The sequence below is a fragment of the Desulfofundulus thermocisternus DSM 10259 genome (assembly GCF_000686645.1).
Lineage (GTDB): Bacteria > Bacillota > Desulfotomaculia > Desulfotomaculales > Desulfovirgulaceae > Desulfofundulus > Desulfofundulus australicus.
Genome location: NZ_JMLG01000009.1, coordinates 14,204 through 30,753 on the forward strand (window position 1 = coordinate 14,204; position 16,550 = coordinate 30,753).

The 16,550-nt window shown below is 56.6% G+C and carries 15 protein-coding genes; 13 read left to right on the top strand and 2 right to left on the bottom strand.

Translation table 11 applies throughout. The features are described 5' to 3' along the window. Positions 1-29: 29 nt before the first annotated feature. The 13 genes from BR83_RS0108610 (at position 30) to BR83_RS0108675 (ending at position 15,690) form a co-directional block, all read left to right on the top strand. On the top strand, positions 30-1,091 hold the full coding sequence (locus tag BR83_RS0108610; RefSeq protein WP_027356744.1) for a bifunctional phosphoglucose/phosphomannose isomerase: 1,062 nt from the start codon (positions 30-32) through the stop codon (positions 1,089-1,091). Positions 1,092-1,123: 32 nt separating this feature from the next. Continuing rightward, positions 1,124-1,975, top strand: a complete 852-nt coding sequence (rapZ, locus tag BR83_RS0108615; protein ID WP_034634944.1) for an RNase adapter RapZ — start codon at positions 1,124-1,126, stop codon at positions 1,973-1,975. A 14-nt stretch (positions 1,976-1,989) separates the two neighbouring features. Beyond that, positions 1,990-3,321, top strand: coding sequence for a gluconeogenesis factor YvcK family protein (locus BR83_RS15475; RefSeq protein ID WP_034634850.1), 1,332 nt, complete (start codon positions 1,990-1,992; stop codon positions 3,319-3,321). A 160-nt stretch (positions 3,322-3,481) separates the two neighbouring features. Continuing rightward, positions 3,482-4,366 (top strand): polysaccharide deacetylase family protein, encoded by an 885-nt coding sequence (locus BR83_RS15480; RefSeq protein WP_051618063.1) that lies wholly within the window; start codon positions 3,482-3,484, stop codon positions 4,364-4,366. A gap of 56 nt (positions 4,367-4,422) precedes the next feature. Next, the gene (whiA, locus tag BR83_RS0108630; protein ID WP_027356746.1) at positions 4,423-5,367 is read left to right on the top strand and encodes a DNA-binding protein WhiA; all 945 of its coding nucleotides are present in this window, start codon (positions 4,423-4,425) and stop codon (positions 5,365-5,367) included. Between the two features lie 140 nt (positions 5,368-5,507). Further along, positions 5,508-6,917 (top strand): RNA polymerase factor sigma-54, encoded by a 1,410-nt coding sequence (gene rpoN, locus BR83_RS0108635; protein WP_027356747.1) that lies wholly within the window; start codon positions 5,508-5,510, stop codon positions 6,915-6,917. 172 nt (positions 6,918-7,089) lie between these two features. Next, positions 7,090-8,121 (top strand): type I glyceraldehyde-3-phosphate dehydrogenase, encoded by a 1,032-nt coding sequence (gene gap / locus BR83_RS0108640; protein WP_027356748.1) that lies wholly within the window; start codon positions 7,090-7,092, stop codon positions 8,119-8,121. Between the two features lie 177 nt (positions 8,122-8,298). Beyond that, a complete protein-coding gene (locus BR83_RS0108645) occupies positions 8,299-9,483 on the top strand; it encodes a phosphoglycerate kinase (protein WP_034634852.1) in 1,185 nt (394 codons plus the stop codon). A gap of 13 nt (positions 9,484-9,496) precedes the next feature. Then, on the top strand, positions 9,497-10,255 hold the full coding sequence (tpiA, locus tag BR83_RS0108650; protein ID WP_027356750.1) for a triose-phosphate isomerase: 759 nt from the start codon (positions 9,497-9,499) through the stop codon (positions 10,253-10,255). A gap of 36 nt (positions 10,256-10,291) precedes the next feature. Continuing rightward, positions 10,292-11,842: a 2,3-bisphosphoglycerate-independent phosphoglycerate mutase gene (gpmI, locus tag BR83_RS0108655; RefSeq protein ID WP_027356751.1), complete on the top strand. Its 1,551-nt coding sequence runs from the start codon at positions 10,292-10,294 to the stop codon at positions 11,840-11,842. Positions 11,843-11,921: 79 nt separating this feature from the next. Next, positions 11,922-13,223, top strand: a complete 1,302-nt coding sequence (gene eno, locus BR83_RS0108660; protein WP_027356752.1) for a phosphopyruvate hydratase — start codon at positions 11,922-11,924, stop codon at positions 13,221-13,223. Between the two features lie 60 nt (positions 13,224-13,283). After that, positions 13,284-13,511 carry a preprotein translocase subunit SecG gene (gene secG, locus BR83_RS0108665; protein WP_027356753.1) on the top strand — a complete coding sequence of 76 codons (228 nt, stop codon included), beginning with the start codon at positions 13,284-13,286 and terminating at the stop codon, positions 13,509-13,511. Positions 13,512-13,671: 160 nt separating this feature from the next. After that, positions 13,672-15,690, top strand: a complete 2,019-nt coding sequence (locus BR83_RS0108675; RefSeq protein ID WP_027356754.1) for a sodium-translocating pyrophosphatase — start codon at positions 13,672-13,674, stop codon at positions 15,688-15,690. A gap of 55 nt (positions 15,691-15,745) precedes the next feature. Here BR83_RS0108675 and BR83_RS0108680 read toward each other — a convergent pair whose 3' ends face one another. Further along, positions 15,746-16,030 (bottom strand): CC/Se motif family (seleno)protein, encoded by a 285-nt coding sequence (locus BR83_RS0108680; protein ID WP_264175322.1) that lies wholly within the window; start codon positions 16,028-16,030, stop codon positions 15,746-15,748. 56 nt (positions 16,031-16,086) lie between these two features. Further along, entirely contained in the window at positions 16,087-16,371 is a 285-nt protein-coding gene (locus BR83_RS0108690; RefSeq protein ID WP_027356756.1) for a metal-sensitive transcriptional regulator, read from the bottom strand. Between the last annotated feature and the right edge of the window lie 179 nt (positions 16,372-16,550).

The following is a 16,550-nucleotide window of genomic DNA, read 5'->3' on the forward strand; positions in this document are numbered from 1 at the left end:
TAATAATTCCGCATGAGGAGGGGTTTGTCTTGTCCGTTCTGGATGATGTTCAGGCCATGTATGCTGCCGACACGAAGGGAATGCTCAAAGCTCTGTGGGAACTGCCCGAGCAGTGTGCCCGGGCCTGGGAACTGGGTATGGCTGCCCAGCTTCCCCCTGCAGGCCAGTTCAAGCATATAGTGGTTACCGGCCTCGGCGGTTCGGCCATCGGGGGCGATTTCCTGCGGGTGTATGCCGCCCGGCGTCTGGGCGTCCCGGTGGTGGTTAACCGGGACTATGTGCTGCCTGAATTTGTGGGGCCGCATACCCTGGTTTTTGCCGTCAGCTATTCCGGCAATACCGAGGAAACCCTGAGCGCCTATGCCCGGGCCCGGGAGAAGGGGGCGGCGCTGGTAGTTCTGACCACCGGCGGCAGGCTGGGCGAGATGGCTAGGCAGGACGGTGTGCCGGTAATTACCGTCCCCGGCGGCATAGCCCCCCGTTCGGCCACGGGGTACCTTTTCCTTCCCACCCTGGCCGTGCTTTACCGGATGGGTCTGCTTCCGGACCCGGGCCAGGAAGTGCATGAGTGCGTGTCCCTTCTGCAGTCCATGCGGGAAGAGCTCAAGCCGGAAGTTCCCCGGGACTCCAACCCGGCCAAGATGCTGGCGGCCGGTTTTTACAACCGCATTCCCGTAATCTGGGGTTCCAGCGGGACCACGGAAGTGGTGGCCCAGCGCTGGAAGGGGCAGATTAATGAAAATGCCAAAGCACCGGCCTACTGGAATGTATTTCCGGAGCTGAACCATAACGAGCTGGTCGGGTTTGAGTTTCCCGGTGAGCTCCTGCGCCGGCTTTATGTGGTTATCCTGCGGGATCCCCACGATCACCCGCGGGTGCAGAAGCGTTTTGCCATTACCCGTGAGATTATGGAAGGTGCGGTGGCCGGTGTTGTCGAAATAATGGCCCGGGGGAGCGGTGCCCTGGCCCGCCTGTACTCCCTGGTGTATATTGGGGATTACGCCAGTGTATACCTGGCCATGCTTTACGGCGTGGATCCCGGCCCGGTCAGGGTGATCGATACCCTCAAGGCCCGCCTGGCGGAGGAGTGAGGGGTAACGCCGGGCAATGAGTGGTGATCATTATGCGGCTGGTAATTGTGACCGGCCTTTCCGGGGCCGGAAAAACCCAGGCCTTAAGGATTCTGGAGGATTTAGGTTTTTTTTGTGTGGACAATCTGCCTCCCCGGCTTATCCCCAAATTTCTGGAACTTTGTTCACAGTCTTCCCGGGGAATTAATAAAATAGCTGTAGTAGTGGATATCCGGGGTGGAGAATTTTTTGATGCCCTTTTTGAAGTTCTAAATGATCTGGAACAGGAGGGCCTGCGTTACGAAATCCTGTTCCTGGAAACCTCTGACGCCACCCTGGTTCGCCGGTATAAGGAATCCCGCCGCAGCCATCCCCTGAGCGTGGACGGGGAAGTGCTGCAGAGTATACGCCAGGAAAGGGAGCGGCTGCGGGAATTACGGGGGCGGGCTCACAAGATAATTGACACTTCGGATATGACTCCCCAGCAGCTAAAAGAGGAACTGGTCAGTCTATTTGGAGACAACACCGGGGCTCCCCTGCGCATTACAATTATTTCCTTCGGGTATAAATACGGCATACCCCTGGACAGCGACCTGGTTTTTGACGTGAGGTTTTTACCCAATCCCCATTACGACCCGGCTCTGCGCCCGCTGACCGGAAACGACCCGGCTGTAAGGGATTATATCCTGTGCGCCCCGGTAAGCCAGGATTTCCTGAACCGGTTCTATCAATTCATTGATTTTCTCCTTCCCCATTATATCCGGGAAGGGAAAACTACCCTCACCATTGCTATTGGCTGCACCGGTGGCCAGCACCGCAGCGTAACCCTGGCCAACAGCCTGGGGGCTCACCTGGCGGAGCAGGGTTACCGGGTTGCCGTGCGGCACCGGGATCTTCCCCGTTAAGGCAGGGAGTTGAAATGATAAATTTGTTCAAGTGGCTTTACCCGGGAATGCATGTTAAGCGCTGGCTGGTTCTGGCCTTTGCCGGCCTGCTGCTGGCTGTGTCCGGCACCGGCCTTCTGGTCCAGTCTGTTCCAGTGGAACGCCGGGCGGTACTGTTAATCCGGGTGGAGGAACTTTTCGCCCCGGAGCATCTCTGGATGGTGGGGTCCCTTCTCCTCCTGCTGGGGCTGGCAGCTCTTTATTACGGCAGTTACCGGGCCTTCAAGTCGGTGGTGGATGTCCTGACACCCGAAGAATGCACGCGCCTGGCGGAGATAATCCATACCCGCCAGAACCTGCGCCGGGGTCCCCGCATTGTGGTGATAGGCGGCGGTACGGGTTTGTCCGTACTGCTGAAGGGCCTGAAAGAATATACCAGCAATATTACCGCCATTGTCACCGTGGCTGATGACGGAGGAAGCTCGGGGCGGCTGCGGGGAGAGCTGGGTATGCTTCCTCCCGGGGACATCCGTAACTGCCTGGTGGCCCTGGCCGATAAAGAATCGCTGATGGAAGACCTGCTGCAGTACCGCTTTAAAAGTGGCGACCTGGCCGGCCACAATCTGGGCAACCTCCTCCTGGCCGCGTTGAATCATATGGCCGGTGGGTTTCAGGAAGCCGTGCAGGCCCTGAGCAAGGTCCTGGCCGTCAGGGGGCAGGTCCTGCCCGTTACCCTGCAGAACGTGGTCCTGGGGGCGGAATTGTCCGACGGTACGCTGGTTTACGGGGAATCCTCCATTCCCCGGTGCAGGAAACCCATCAAGCGGGTTTTCCTGGTACCGGGTGATTGCTACCCCCTGCCCGAAGCCCTGCAGGCCATTGCCCGGGCGGACGCGGTGGTGCTGGGCCCGGGAAGCCTTTATACCAGCATCCTGCCCAACCTGCTGGTGCGGGGGATTTCCGAAGCCATTGCCCGCACCAGGGCGGTACGGGTCTACGTTTGTAACGTGATGACCCAGCCGGGGGAAACCGATGGTTACACTGCCAGCGACCATCTCAAGGCCATCTTTTCCCACGCCGGTCCCATTGTGGATTACGTGGTGGTTAACCGCGGCAGCATACCGGCGCGGTTGAAGGTGCGTTACCGCCGGGAGGGTGCCGTGCCGGTGGTGGCGGATACGGAAAAACTGCGGCAGATGGGAGTGGAGGTTATAGAGGGCGATCTGGTTCAGGAAAGCAGCGTGGTTCGCCATCATCCCGGCAAGCTGGCCCGGCTGATCCTGGAGCTGGCCCTGCGGGAGCGTAAAGCAGGGGAACCTTTCCGGCTATCTTCCACGAGCAGTAACTTCCGTTCAGGGTACCTGTAGGCGAGGCCGGCCCTATTCCGCTGAAAGCGGGTTTTTTTGTCGAAATAACAGTTGCCGGGGCAGGAACGCGGTGTTAAGATCTTATTAAACCCTGAGCTGTACAGGCTGGAAGGGCCTGCCGGGGCTATTTCTTACAGCGAAGCTTAACCAGGAGGATTGGATGAAGATCAGAATTTTAATTGCCATTTTTTCGCTTCCCCTGCTTTTTCTAATGGTTCTGGGCGGCACCCGTTATGCTGCCGATTGCCTGGCTCAGGCCCAGAGCGTGAACCCTCCTTTTCCATCACCTGAATTCCAGCAACGAGGGATACCCATTTTAATGTATCACAAGATAAACCCCGATCCCCGGGCAGGAGGGCTGGGGCTGCGGGTACCTCCGTATAAGTTTGCCCGGCAGATGGAATACCTGGCGGCTCATGGTTTTCATACTGTTTCCCTTGTTGACGTGGTGGATCACTTCCAGAAGGGAAAACCCCTACCGTCCCGGCCGGTAGTTATAACTTTTGATGATGGCTACCTGGATAATTACACCTATGCTTTTCCAATTTTAAAAAGGCACGGCTTCACGGCCACCATTTTTGTAGTGGCCGGCACCGTGGGTAAAACCAATGTCTTTGATGCCAGGGTTCAGCCGGTAAACAGGATGGCCGGCTGGCGGGAGCTGAGGGAAATGGCCGCTTACGGCATCACCATCGGTGCCCATACCCTGGATCACCCCCGGCTGACGGACCTCCCCCTGGAGGAAGCCCGCCGCCAGATCAGGGAAAGCAAGGCCATCCTGGAAGCGGGGCTGGGTCGACCGGTGGAAGTTTTCAGCTATCCTTACGGCAGGTACAACCTGAAACTGGCCAGGCTGGTGAAAGAAAGCGGCTACCGGGCGGCTGTGACTACAGTCCAGGGGCTGGCCCGCCCCGGTGATGATCCCTATACCCTGAAAAGGGTGCGTGTGATGGGGAGCTACAATATGCAGAAGTTTATCACGGAACTGCTGAAATATTATTATTATCCACCCGGTCCGGTTGCCGCAGGCGGTAGGCGCTATTGAGAACGGGCGCTAAAATTCCTGCCCGGTGTGGTATAATATTCGTAAGGTGATTATTAATGTCCTTTTCTGCCCTTACCAAAGAGGAGCTGGCAAGGGTGGTGGGGAAGGAGAAATGCTGCCGGCTGGCCGAGCTGGCTGCCCTGGTTAAAATGGACGGCAGCCTGTTCCTGGGGCCGGGTTCGGAAGCCACCCTGACCGTTGGCACCGGAAGTGCGGCGGTAGCCCGTAAAATTTTTTCCCTTTTCAAGGAGCTCTTTGGTGTACAGACTAAAGTCCTGATCAAGCGGAAAAACCGGCTGCGGAAGAAAAACCTTTACCAGGTGCGGATTTCTCCACCGGATGGGATGGCCCGGATTTTACGCCAGCTGGGCATGATCGATGAGCGGGGCCGCCTGACTGCCGGGGTACCCGGGGAGCTGGTGCGGCGGGAGTGCTGCCGCCGGGCGTACCTGCGGGGGGCTTTCCTGGGGGGCGGTTCCGTGAACAGTCCCGAGGGAACTTACCACCTGGAAATCATCACGGGCAGTGCCGAACATGCCCGGGGTCTGGGCCGGCTGATGGAGGAATTCGGCCTGGAGGCAAAAGTGAGCACGCGTAAAAACTGGCATGTGGTGTATTTAAAGGATAGCGAGCAGATTGTATCCCTGTTGAATATTATGGGAGCCCATACGGCTCTTTTAGATTTTGAAAACGTCCGCATATATAAAGATATGCGCAACCAGGTTAACCGGCTGGTAAACTGTGAAACAGCCAATCTGAACAAGGTAGTGGATGCAGCCCTGCGTCAGGTGGAAAATATCCGTTACATAGCTGCCACCATGGGGCTGGAGAAACTCCCGCCATCCCTGCGGCAGGTAGCTGAGGCCCGCCTGCGCTATCCCGACGCGAGCCTGAGGGAGCTGGGGGAAGTTCTCGAGCCCCGGCTGGGAAAATCGGGGGTAAATCACCGCCTGCGCAGGCTGGATGAAATTGCCAACAGGCTCCGGCGTGGTGAAGAATAAAGCTGGGGCCGCTTAACCCCGGCAGCAGGAGAAAACTGCGCCGCTATAGAATTAGACAATATTTATTCTTTAGAGAATTAGCTATTCTTTCGTTTATAATTAACGTTACTTATGGCGGAGCTTTGGAGGAGTGAGGCCCTATGCGCCTGGGTTACGGGCTCAACCTGGAACAAACGCAAAAGTTAATCATGACTCCCGAGCTGCGTCAGGCCATAACCGTGTTGCAGCTATCCTCCCTGGAGCTTTCCCTGTATATAGAGCAGCAACTGCAGGAGAACCCTCTTTTGGAACTGCAGGAGGAAAGCGGTGCCGGGGAGGATGAAGGTGAATTTGAGTGGGAGCACGAGCAGGGGGAACCGGACAGGGAATACGACCTGGATTGGGAGGAATATTTTCAGGATTCCAGCGATTTAGGTTTTCCGCGGGCGGAACGGGATCCCGAGCCACCCGCCCACAATTATGAAAGTTTCCTTTCCCAGGCGCCCACCCTGATGGAACACCTGATGTTCCAGCTGTACTTGAGCAAGTGCAGCCCTGACACCAGGGCTATCGGTGAATATTTGATTGGTAATCTGGACGAGCACGGGTACCTGCGGGTAAGTGTGGAGGAGGCTGCCAGGCAGCTGGCCGTATCTCCCCAGGCCGTGGAAGAAGCGCTGAAATTAATCCAGACCTTTGACCCGCCAGGGGTAGGGGCCCGGACTCTCCAGGAATGTCTGCTCATCCAGCTTAACCAGCTAGGTATTAAAGATGGGTTGTTGGAAAAGATTATCCGCTACCACCTGGTGGACCTGGCCAGGGGTAAGTTTAACCGCCTGGCCCAGCAGTTCAATGTTCATGTGCGGGAAATCCAGCGGGTGGCCGATATTTTAAAAACCCTGGACCCGAAGCCAGGTCGTAATTTTTCCACCCCCTACGAAGTGCGTTATGTGGTACCGGATATAGTAGTGGAAAAGGTGGGGGATGATTATATCATCCTGATCAATGATGTATCCGTGCCCCGCCTGACCATTAATCCCACCTACCGTGCGGTGCTTCAGCAGGAAAACCAGGATTCCCGCACCCGCCGCTTTGTGGAGAGCAAGCTTAATGCTGCGGCCTGGCTGATCCGCAGCATAGAGCAGCGGCGCCTGACCCTTTATAAGGTGACCAGTTGTCTGGTCCAGTTGCAGCGGGATTTTCTGGACCACGGGGTGAAATATTTAAAACCCCTTAATTTAAAACAGGTGGCTGACATGGTTGGCCTGCACGAATCTACAGTAAGCCGGGCTACTTCCAACAAATATATCCAGACCCCGCAGGGAGTATTTGAGATGAAGTATTTCTTCCCCTCGGGGGTAAATAACGGTGGGGGAAACGGGACTTCTGCCGAGAGCATTAAAAAAATGCTTCAGGAAATTGTGGCGGCTGAAGATCCCAGGGAGCCGTTAAATGACCAGAAGATTGCGGAAATTTTATCAAAAGAAGGCATTCACATTTCCCGGCGGACCGTGGCCAAGTACCGGAGCGAACTGGGCATTCCGTCGGTGCAGCAGAGAAAGCGTTATTAAACCCGGGGCGGGGGATTAATCAGGGTACCGGTAGTTCCAACCGGTACCCAATTTTTTTATCTTATTTATCCCCAAAAAGAGGAACTATTTAACTGGATGACGAATAAGAATGTCATAATTCAAATAAATTTTATTAAGTAATGTATACTAATGAAAGGAGCGAGAGGGAATAATGACGGTAAGGGTAGGGATTAATGGTTTCGGCCGTATAGGGAGAAATGTGCTGCGGGCAGCGCTCCGCTATCCCGATATCCAGGTGGTGGCCGTAAACCACAAGTCCCGGCGGCTCCAGGTAAATGAGAACTACGCTCGTACTCTTGCCCACGCTTTAAAATACGATTCAGTTCACGGCCGTCTGGATGCGGATGTGCAGGCTGGTGAACGTTCTCTGATCATAAACGGTTCCGAGATTGCGGTCCTGGCCGAGGCGGATCCCGCCCGCATTCCCTGGGGAGAACTGGGAGTGGACGTGGTGGTGGAATCCACCGGCAAGTTTAAAACAGCGGAAGACGCTGCAGTGCATCTATCCAGCGGAGCCCGGAAAGTGGTCATCAGCGCTCCGGCCAAAGGAAACGTCCTGACAGTAGTTATGGGGGTTAACGAGGAACTTTATGATCCTGCAGTGCATCACGTAATTTCCAACGCTTCCTGTACCACCAACTGCCTGGCGCCGGTGGCCAAAGTGCTGGACGAACAATTTGGTATAGTCAAGGGCCTCATGACCACCGTCCATGCCTATACCAACGACCAGCAGATCCTGGACATGCCTCACCGGGACCTGCGCCGGGGCCGGGCCGCGAACATGAGCATTATTCCCACCACCACCGGGGCGGCCCGGGCAGTGGAACTGGTGCTCCCGCAATTAAAAGGCAAGTTGAACGGTATGGCCATGCGGGTGCCCACTCCCAATGTCAGCGTGGTGGATTTCGTGGCCCAGTTGAGCCGGCCGGTTACGGTTCAGGAGGTCAACGAAGCCCTGAAGGACGCTTCCGAGGGTAAGCTGAGGGGCATCCTGGCCTACAGCGACCTGCCCCTGGTGTCGGTGGATTACTGTGGAGATCCCCACTCGGCTATTATAGACGGTCCTTCCACCATGGTCATTGGCGAGGATATGGTTAAAGTGGTGGCCTGGTACGATAATGAATGGGGCTATTCCAACCGTATCCTGGACCTGATTTTGTACATGGCCCGGAAAGGATTTTAAAAAAACATGTCAAAGAATATCCTGTAAAGGCAGGTGTTTCCGGCGGGCCCTGGCGGGGTGCCCGCCGGAACAGGTCATGGGCAGGTTAGCCTTGGGGCGGCGGTCCTGAGGACTTTGTCAAAAAGAAAGGGACCCGGTTTATATGATGTAATATTTCATTATCAGGGAGGTATATGTGTGCTCAAAACCATCCGGGATCTGGAGGTAACCGGTAAGCGGGTACTGGTGAGGGTGGATTTTAATGTCCCTCTGGACGGGGAAGGTAATGTTGCCGATGATACCCGGATCCGGGCGGCACTGCCAACCATCCAGTACCTGCTGGAAAAACAGGCCAGGGTAATCCTGGTCTCCCATCTGGGACGGCCCAAGGGGAAGGTAGATGAACGCTACCGCCTGGACCCGGTGGCCCGGCGCCTTTCCGAATTGCTGGGCAGGCCGGTGGTTAAGGTGGATGATTGCATAGGGGATGAGCCCAGGCGGGCCGTGCAGGAGATGCAGCCCGGCGATGTGATACTGCTGGAAAATGTGCGTTTTCATCCCGGGGAGGAAAAAAACGAGGAGAAGTTTGCCCGTCAGCTGGCCGAGCTGGCCGATGTTTATGTGAATGATGCCTTTGGCACTGCCCACCGGGCTCATGCATCCACGGAAGGGGTGGCCCACTTTTTACCCGCTGCCGCCGGCTTTCTGATGGAAAAGGAAATAAACATGCTCGGCCAGGCCCTGTCCAATCCCGGCCGGCCCTTTGTGGCCATTCTGGGAGGAGCCAAGGTTTCTGATAAAATTGGCGTGATTGAAAACCTCCTGGGCAAGGTAAACACCCTGCTCATCGGCGGGGGTATGGCCAATACCTTCCTGGCTGCCCGCGGTCTGGCCCTGGGCAAATCCCTGGTGGAGACGGATAAGGTAGCTCTGGCCGGGGATTTTATAAACCGGGCACAAAAGGCGGGGGTAAAATTGCTTTTACCCGTGGACCTGGTGGTTGCCAGGGCGGCCCAGCCGGATGCGGAACCCAAAGTGGTGCCGGTGGATGCTGTGCCGGAGGACTGGATGGCTCTGGATATCGGGCCGGAAACGGTAAAGAATTACGTTGCCGAGGTGCGCGACGCCGGTACCGTTATCTGGAACGGGCCCATGGGGGTCTTTGAGATGGCTCCCTTTGCGGCAGGCACCTTCGAGCTGGCCAGGGCGCTGGCCGAAAGCAAAGCCACCACCATCGTGGGCGGTGGAGATACGGCAGCAGCGGTGGAGAAGGCGGGTGTAGCCGGCAGGATGTCCCACGTCTCCACCGGTGGCGGGGCTTCCCTGGAGTTTCTGGAAGGAAAGACCCTGCCCGGAGTGGCTGTTCTGATGGATAAGAAGTGAGGGAGAGGTAGCCATGCGGATACCCCTTCTGGCGGGTAACTGGAAAATGTATAAAACGGTCACCGAAGCGGTGGAATTTGTGCGGGGACTCAAGGAAGCCCTGGCCGGTATCCAGGGGGTGGAAGTGGCCGTTTGTCCCCCGTTTACCGCCCTTTATGCCGTGGCCCGGGAGCTGCAGGGAACGGGTATGGCCCTGGGGGCCCAGAATATGTACCAGGCCGAGGAAGGGGCATATACGGGAGAAGTTTCCCCGGTCATGCTGAAGGAAATCGGGTGCCGTTACGTGATCCTGGGCCACTCGGAACGCCGGCAATATTTTGGTGAGAGTGATGAAATGATTAACGCCAAAGTAAAGCTGGCCCTTAAACACGGTTTGACCCCCATCGTTTGTGTGGGAGAACACCTGAAAGATAGGGAAGCGGGAAATACGGAAAAGGTTGTGGGGGAACAGGTCCGCCGCTCGCTGGCCGGTCTTTCCGCAGCTGAACTGGCCGGCCTGGTGGTGGCCTATGAACCGGTGTGGGCCATCGGCACCGGGCGCACGGCTTCCCCTGAAGACGCCCAGCAGGTAAATGCTTTTATCCGCTCCCTGCTGGCTGAGATGGGGGGTCAGGAAGCGGCCCGGCAGGTGCGTATCCAGTACGGCGGAAGCGTTAAGCCCGATAACGCCGCCGAACTTCTGGGGCAGCCCGATATCGACGGCGCCCTGGTAGGTGGTGCCAGCCTGAAGGTGGAAAGTTTTGCTGCCATTGTCCGGGCGGCACTGCAGTAAGAGGCGGAATGATGACCTGTTATCAGGAGGTTTTCCATGGAAATAAAGAATATTCCCATGGTCCTGGTTATCCTGGATGGCTGGGGCCTGAGAGCTGAAGAAGAGGGAAATGCCATTGCCCGGGCCAGAACACCCCATATGGACCACTTTTGGGCCACCTACCCCCATACCACCCTGGGAACTTCGGGTGAGGATGTGGGCCTGCCCGATGGCCAGATGGGTAACTCGGAGGTAGGGCACCTCAACATCGGAGCGGGGCGTATTGTTTATCAGGAGCTGACCCGTATAACCAGGGCCATCAGGGACGGCAGCTTTTTTACCAATAAGGCCCTTGTGGCAGCGGTGGAGCACGTGCAGGCCACCGGCGGGGCGCTGCACCTGATGGGGCTGTTGTCCGACGGCGGTGTGCACAGTCATATCAGCCATCTTTTTGCCCTGCTGGAACTGGCCAGGAGGCATAATTTGTCAAAAGTTTACATACACTGTTTCCTGGACGGCCGGGACGTCCCCCCCGATAATGCCGGGGAATATATCCAGCAGCTGGAAGAAAAATGCCGGGAGCTGGGTACGGGAATCATTGCCACGGTCATGGGACGCTACTACGCCATGGACCGGGACCGCCGCTGGGACCGTACCCGGAGGGCCTATGAAGCCATGGTTCTGGGGAAGGGACTTACAGCTTCTTCCGCCATGGAGGCTCTGGAAGAGTCGTACCGGCGGGGGGAGACCGATGAGTTTGTACAGCCCACGGTAATTACCAGGGCAGGTGCCCCCGTGGCGCTGGTGGAAAGTGGTGATGCGGTGATCTTTTACAATTTCCGCCCCGACCGGGCCAGGCAGATCACCCGGGCTTTTGTGGACGAAGATTTTACCGGCTTTGAGCGTCCGGCGAACCGGCCGCGGGTGCACTTTACCTGCATGACCCTTTACGATAAGACCATTAATGTCCCGGTGGCCTTTGAGCCGCACCATCCGACCAACACCCTGGGAGAAGTTATCAGCCGTCTGGGGCTCAGGCAGCTGCGCCTGGCCGAAACGGAAAAGTACGCCCATGTAACCTTCTTCTTCAACGGGGGGGTGGAAACCCCTTACCCCGGTGAGGACCGTCTGCTGATCCCCTCACCTAAAGTGGCTACCTACGATCAGAAGCCGGAAATGAGCGCTCCGGAGGTTACCGAAGCCTTCCTGGAACAGCTGGCCAGCGGCAAATACCAGGTCATTATTATGAACTACGCCAACGCCGATATGGTGGGCCATACCGGGGATATGGACGCGGCAATTAAGGCCATCGAAACTGTGGACCGGTGTGTGGGAAAGGTGGTGAAAGCTGTTCAGGAAAAAGGGGGGACGGTGATAATTACCGCCGACCACGGCAATGCCGATGAAATGCTGGACCCCCACAGCGGGCATCCCCATACTGCTCACACTACCAGCCGGGCTCCCTTTATTCTTATCGGGGCTGATTCGGGGCGGATAAAACTGCGCCCGGAGGGCATCCTGGCTGATATTGCGCCGACCATGCTGGACCTGATGGGAGTTCCCGTGCCTCCGGAAATGACCGGCACTTCTCTGATTTTGGAACGCTAAAATGGGCAATATACGGCTGTAGGAATCTGTACACTGTACCATGGCCATTTTAAGGAAAAAGTTCTGGGGAGGAAAAAGCATGAGTACCACCATAGTTGATGTCTATGCCAGGGAGATTCTCGATTCCCGGGGTAATCCCACCGTTGAAGTGGACGTGCTGCTGGAAGGCGGCGCCCTGGGCCGGGCGGCCGTTCCCTCCGGAGCTTCCACCGGTGCCCATGAAGCAGTGGAACTGAGGGATGGCGATCCGTCCCGCTACCTGGGTAAGGGCGTGCAAAAGGCGGTACAAAATGTAATTGAAAAAATTGCTCCTGAGATAATCGGTTTTGATGCCCTGGAGCAGGTAATGCTGGATAAAACGCTTATTGAACTGGATGGTACTCCCAATAAGAGCAGGCTGGGCGCCAATGCCATCCTCGGGGTTTCTCTGGCCACGGCCAGGGCGGCGGCCCAGGCGGTGGGACTGCCCCTCTATCAATATCTCGGCGGAGTCAATGCCCGGCGGATGCCGGTGCCGATGATGAATATTTTGAACGGCGGCAAGCACGCCGATAACAATGTGGATATCCAGGAATTCATGATTATGCCTGTAGGAGCTCCCACCTTTGCTGAAGCCCTGCGGATGGGGGCCGAGGTTTTCCATAATCTGAAAAAGGTGCTTAAGAAAAAAGGGTTGAATACCGCTGTGGGTGACGAAGGTGGTTTTGCTCCCAGCCTGGATTCCAACGAGGAGGCCTGCGCGGTAATTATAGAAGCCATCGAGGCTGCGGGTTACCGGCCCGGTGAGGACGTGGCCCTGGCCATTGATGCTGCGGCTACCGAGTTCTTCAAAGACGGCCGCTATGTGCTGGAAGGAAAAGAGTTTACGGCGGAAGGCTTAATCGATTACTATGCCGCGCTGGTGGAGCGCTATCCCATTTTCTCCATTGAGGACGGCCTGGCCGAGGATGACTGGGAAAACTGGGTAAAGCTTACCGCCCGCCTGGGTGACAGGGTACAGCTGGTGGGGGACGACCTTTATGTGACCAATACGGAGCGGCTGAGGAAGGGTATCCAGCTGCGGGCCAGCAATTCCATCCTGATCAAGGTGAACCAGATCGGCACCCTCACCGAAACCCTGGAAGCCATTGAAATGGCCCGCCAGGCCGGCTTCACCGCGGTGGTCAGCCACCGTTCCGGGGAGACGGAAGACACCTTCATTGCCGACCTGGTGGTGGCTGCCGGCACTGGACTGATTAAAACAGGAGCGCCCTCCCGTACCGACCGGGTGGCCAAATACAACCAGTTGCTGCGCATAGAGGAAGAGCTGGGAGATACGGCCATTTACCCCGGTCGTAACGCCCTGAAAGCCTTCTCTTGCGCAAATATCACCCCTGTATAATTGTCAATTATTAATGATGTGTGCTATAATAACAGCGAATGGAAGAGGAGGTGCCAGCAGGTGCTCAAGGGCGTTTTAATAGCCATTCATGTACTCCTGTGCTTCGGTCTTATTGCTACGGTACTCCTGCAGTCGGGAAGAAGTGCCGGGCTCTCCGGTGCCATTGCCGGGGGAGCGGAGGTTTTGTTTGGTAAAAAGAAAGGTCTGGATGAATTTTTGAGTAAGCTGACAACAATAATGGCTGTGCTGTTTGCCATTACGTCACTGGTTTTGGGCTTATGGACATAAGCCCATTGTCTTATTCTGACAGGTTGCCGGCCACCGGCCAGAAAAAGTAGAAAAAGGTGGAGAAGGCACCTGTCACGGGAAGGGGGAGGTGATCCGGGAGAGGGAGGTTGGGTATTTTTTCAGCGGTCATCTAAAAAATTAACCATGGGGGGGAATATTCTTGGAACAGTCGTGGGTGACCTATTCCGGGTTGGTGGCTGCCATTATCGGTATCCTGTTTGCAGGTTATCTGGCCTCATGGGTACTTAGTCGTCCAGCTGGTTCCCAGCGCATGCAGGAAATTTCGGCGGCCATCCAGGAAGGGGCTATGGCTTACCTCAACCGGCAGTACAAGACCATAGCCCTGGTGGGTATTGTCGTGGCCCTGATCATCCTGTTCGGTCTTAACTACTGGACGGCAATTGGCTTTATCATCGGAGCCGTTTTCTCCGGCCTTTGCGGTTATATCGGCATGTACGTGACCACCCGGGGCAATACCCGTGTGGCTGAAGCGGCCAAGTCCGGCATCAACCACGCCCTGCAGGTAGCTTTCAAGGGTGGTGCCGTGACGGGGATGATGTGCGTGAGCCTGGCCCTGCTGGGTGTTTCGGCCATGTACGTCATTTTTAGAGACCCGGTGGCCCTGGTGGGTCTGGGCTTTGGCGGTTCGCTGATCAGTGTGTTCGCCCGTCTGGGCGGCGGTATTTATACCAAGAGTGCCGACGTGGGCGCTGACCTGGTGGGTAAGGTGGAAGCCGGCATTCCCGAAGACGACCCCCGGAACCCGGCGGTTATTGCCGACAACGTGGGTGACAACGTGGGTGACTGCGCCGGTATGGCGGCCGACCTCTTCGAGACCTATGCCGTCACCGCCGTAGGGGCCATGCTTCTGGGATTCCTGCTTTTCGACAACCAGCCCCAGTATGTCATCTATCCCATGGTTTTAGGTGCTGTAGCAATCATTGCCTCCATTATCGGTACTTTCTTTGTACGGATGGGTGACCAGAGCACCAATATTATGGGTGCTCTCTACAAGGGGCTCTGGGCTTCCGCCATCCTGTCCCTGATTGGTTTCTGGTTTGTGACCACGTCCGTTCTGGGCAACTCCACTTACTTCTGGCCGGCCCTTATCGGTATTGTGGTTACCGTGGCCATTGTGTATATTACCGACTACTATACGTCCAAGAATTTCCGCCCGGTAAAATCCATCGCTGAAGCATCCCAGTCCGGCCACGCTACCAACATCATCACCGGTATTTCGGTGGCCATGGAGTCCAGCGTCCTTCCCGCCATAGTAATTGTAGCCGGTATTCTGGTCTCCTACCTGATCGGTGGCGGCGGGGCGGGAGGTCTCTATGCCATTGGTATTGCTTCCATGGCCATGCTCTCCATGACCGGTATTATCGTGGCCATTGACTCTTACGGGCCCATTACCGACAACGCCGGTGGTATTGCCGAAATGGCCGAACTGCCGGATGAGGTCCGGAACATCACCGACCCGCTGGATGCTGTGGGTAACACCACCAAGGCGGTGACCAAGGGTTACGCCATCGGTTCCGCCGGCCTGGCAGCGATTGTTCTGTTTGCCGACTATACCCACCACCTGGCGGACTACGTTCCTGCAGAACTGCTTACCTTCTCCATCAACAACCCGTGGGTGCTGGCCGGCCTGTTCATCGGCGCTGCCCTGCCCTACCTGTTCTCCTCCCTGGCCATTGGTGCTGTGGGCCGGGCGGCCTACGAAGTGGTCAACGAGGTGCGGAGGCAGTTCCGGGAAATTAAGGGCCTCATGGAAGGCAAGGCCAAGCCTGAGTACGGCCGCTGCGTGGATATCGTCACCCGCCGTGCGCTGAAGGAAATGATCCTGCCCGGTCTGATTCCCGTCCTGGCCCCCGTCATTGTGGGCCTGATCCTGGGCCGGGATGCCCTGGGCGGGATGCTGATGGGTACCATCATCAGCGGTCTCTTCCTGGCCATCTTCCAGACCGCCGGCGGCGGTGCCTGGGACAATGCCAAGAAGTACATTGAGGAAGGTATGTACGGCGGTAAGGGCACTCCTGCCCACGCTGCAGCGGTAACGGGTGACACCGTCGGTGACCCGTTGAAAGATACTGCGGGGCCGGCCATCAACCCGATGATCAAGATCGTGAACATCGTGGCCCTGTTGATCATTCCGCTGATTGCCAATATCGCCCGTTAAAAAAGAAACACCCCTGCCTGACGGCAGGGGTTTCTTTTTTTCATTTTTTCCCGGCTCAGCCGAGCAATCCCTGGATGGACAGGCGGCGCCATGCACCCTGCCCGGTGATGTCGATGCTGATCCCTTCCGGAGCAACCCGGGCGTTTTTGGGCAGAAACACCTTCAGGCCGTTGGCTTCGGTCCGGAGGAATCTTTCCACATCAGGAGGCTGGCCTGCATACACGGCAGGCTCCAGGGTCATGCCACCTCACCCGCCGCAGAGTTCCATAACCAGGGTGATGGTATCGGTCTGCTGCAGGATATAATCCCTGGCTTCGTCGGATACATGCACCTGAACCATGAATATCACGCTCCTGTTCTGTATCTGTGCTGGTGGCAGAAAGCAGGGTTATAACATCAGGTAAACTTGCGGAAGATCTGCATGAAATCGGCCATAATATCTTTGAGTTCCTTGCCTTCCGCCAGACCCTCCGTAAGTTCATCGGCCAGGTGGCAGGCCAGGGTGGTCATGGCCACCTGGCTGATGGCTGCCTTAATGGCCGCCAGCTGGATGACCACCTCACCGCAGCTGCGCTGCTCCTGGATCATCCTGGATACTCCCCGTACCTGGCCTTCAATGCGTTTCAGGCGGGCCAGCAGATCTCCCTGCACTTCCTGCCGGTAAATCCGGTCTTTCCCCATCTTGCGTCCCCTTTCATAGCCCTATACCCCGTACGGTATTTTAAGTTTACTATTAAATTTTTATTTTGTCAAGGGCAGGGCAGGAAAAATATCTATTGACATTGCAAAAGAGGGGGAGTAATATTTTACATGGAATACCCCTAGGGGTACGTGTATAGGCAGAGGTTGCTGCTGTCCCG